We start from the raw sequence: 2,352 nt of genomic DNA on the forward strand, positions 1-2,352 counted from the left end.
CCAGCATAAGGCTGGCTGTTTGGTTTTAGTGATAGGTGTAGAGTTTTGGTCGTCTGTTATTGCTTGTTTCTCAGTTAACGGACTCTATTCTATGGATAGATCGTGGCGCTCAACGTTGTCGTTATGCGTTTTGAGATTCGCTTACTGCTACAGCCAATGCAACCGTCGCGCCGACCATTGGGTTGTTACCCATACCGATGAAGCCCATCATTGCCACGTGAGCCGGAACAGAAGAGCTACCTGCGAACTGAGCATCAGCGTGCATTCTACCCATAGTATCTGTCATGCCGTAAGACGCAGGGCCTGCTGCCACGTTATCTGGGTGCAATGTTCTACCTGTACCGCCGCCTGAAGCAACTGAGAAGTAAGGTAAACCTTGGCGAGTACGTTCTGCTTTGTAGATACCTGCAACAGGGTGTTGGAAGCGCGTTGGGTTAGTTGAGTTACCCGTAATACTCACATCCACTTCTTCTCTGTGCATGATTGCCACGCCTTCACGTACATCATCAGCGCCGTAACACAAAATCTCTCCGCGAGGGCCTTGTGAGAAGCGGCGGCGTTCTGTTTCAACAAGCTCACCTGTTTGGTAATCGTATTGAGTGCGAACATAGGTAAAACCATTGATGCGAGAAATTAAGTAAGCCGCATCTTTACCTAGACCATTGAGTATTACCTTCAATGGGTTGTGACGTGATTTGTTGACGTTGAGTGCGATTTTAATCGCACCTTCTGCAGCAGCAAAAGATTCATGGCCCGCAAGGAAAGCAAAGCAGTGACTTTCTTCATTTAGAAGACGTGCAGCCAATGCACCGTGGCCAATACCGACCTGGCGTTGCTCAGCAACACTGCCGGGTTTGGTGAATGCTTGAAGGCCTTCACCAATGATATTCGCAGCTTGTTCTGCGCTGGTGGCTTTGCGAAATAGCGCCAGTGCTGAGCCAAGGATATAGGCATCGGCAGCGCTTTCGAAAGCAATAGGTTGGGTATCCATCACTAGCGCTTTTGGGGCGACATTGTGTGATAGACAGTATTGGTTCGCTTGCTCTAAAGAGTCGAAGTTCATTTCTGCCAATACGCGAGTTACTGATTCATTAAATTGAGTGTTCATCATATCTTTCCTCTAAATTGGCAAAATTAGTGTTGGCGTGGGTTAATGGTGGTAACGGCTTCATCGAAGCGACCATAAGTCCCCGTCGCAAGGTCAGCAGCTTCATTAGCTGGCATGCCTTGGTTAATCGCCTTCATCATTTTGCCGAGGTTGAGATATTCGTAGCCAATCACTTCGCTGTGATCATCAAGTGCAAGCTTGGTCACGTAGCCTTCTGCAAGCTCTAGGTAACGAACGCCTTTAGCTGAGGTTGAATAGCTGGTGCCTACTTGGCTACGTTGTGTTTGACCTAAGTCTTCCAATGCTGCGCCAATTTCTAGGCCGCCTTCAGAGAATGCGGATTGAGTTCGACCGTAAACGAATTGCAGAAAGATTTCACGCATGGCTACGTTAATAGCGTCACACACCAAGTCAGTATTCAGAGCTTCAAGAATGGTTCTTCCTGTGAGGATTTCGGCTGCCATCGCGGCTGATTGAGTCATGCCTGAACAACCAATCGTTTCGATTAGCGCTTCTTCGATGATGCCGTTTTTTACGTTCAGCGTTAGTTTTGCTGCACCTTGTTGTGGTGCACAAGTGCCGACGCCATGGCTTAAACCAGAAATAGCGATGACATCTTTTGGGCTAACCATGGCGCCTTCAACTGGAATTGGAGCTGAAGTGTGAAGATCACCCCTTTGAATAGGGCACATTGATTGAATTTCTGAAGAGTAGTGCATAATGTTTTCTCACTGATAGAGCCATTTAAGACCTAGGGCGTTGAGAAAACAGGACGTGTTGGAAGAGGTGTGGCTAATTCACTACAGATCTTGAGTATCGATCATCCAAAGGTGTCATGAAGCTCGGTCTTAATAGACTAAGTCCATTCCAAAATGGAGGAGTAGCGATACATCCAACAGTATTACCTGTTTTCGATTCTGTAGGAGTCATTAGCACGGTTCAAAAGAACGGGCGGTTGAAGCAAAAGCTTAGGTGGAACCCCATCACCTGATGGCTATAGATTAGATCTTAATCACACTTTTGTGCAAGCGAATGTTTAGAGCGATTTCGACTATAAACAGAGTTCATTATATTTCGATAAGTATAAAAAAACGCCAATAACGAGCTCTGATTAGAGACATTATTGACGTTTTTTAGAAAACTTCAGCTAATTAAGCGGCATCTTCTTCTGCGTCTTCAACTGCTTCAAGCTTCTTTTCTTTTTTCGGAGCTGGTTTACGCTTAGCACCTAATGCGTAAAGAAC

General features: G+C 46.2%; 2 protein-coding genes, 1 pseudogene and 1 riboswitch. All 3 genes and pseudogenes read right to left on the reverse strand.

Annotated elements, in window-relative coordinates:
• Positions 1-121 precede the first annotated feature (121 nt).
• Positions 122-1,111 carry a GGGtGRT protein gene (locus tag AB4653_RS19395; protein WP_032555326.1) on the reverse strand — a complete coding sequence of 330 codons (990 nt, stop codon included), beginning with the start codon at positions 1,109-1,111 and terminating at the stop codon, positions 122-124.
• 23 nt (positions 1,112-1,134) lie between these two features.
• Positions 1,135-1,827, reverse strand: a complete 693-nt coding sequence (locus tag AB4653_RS19400) for an iron-sulfur cluster assembly scaffold protein (protein WP_009848349.1) — start codon at positions 1,825-1,827, stop codon at positions 1,135-1,137.
• A gap of 194 nt (positions 1,828-2,021) precedes the next feature.
• Positions 2,022-2,105, reverse strand: a riboswitch (Fluoride riboswitch).
• A gap of 154 nt (positions 2,106-2,259) precedes the next feature.
• Positions 2,260-2,352 (reverse strand): annotated as a pseudogene (locus AB4653_RS19405) (multidrug DMT transporter permease); the annotation flags it as partial.

The organism is Vibrio sp. 10N.222.48.A3 (assembly GCF_041475345.1).
In the GTDB taxonomy this organism is placed as follows: Bacteria; Pseudomonadota; Gammaproteobacteria; order Enterobacterales; family Vibrionaceae; genus Vibrio; species Vibrio tasmaniensis_A.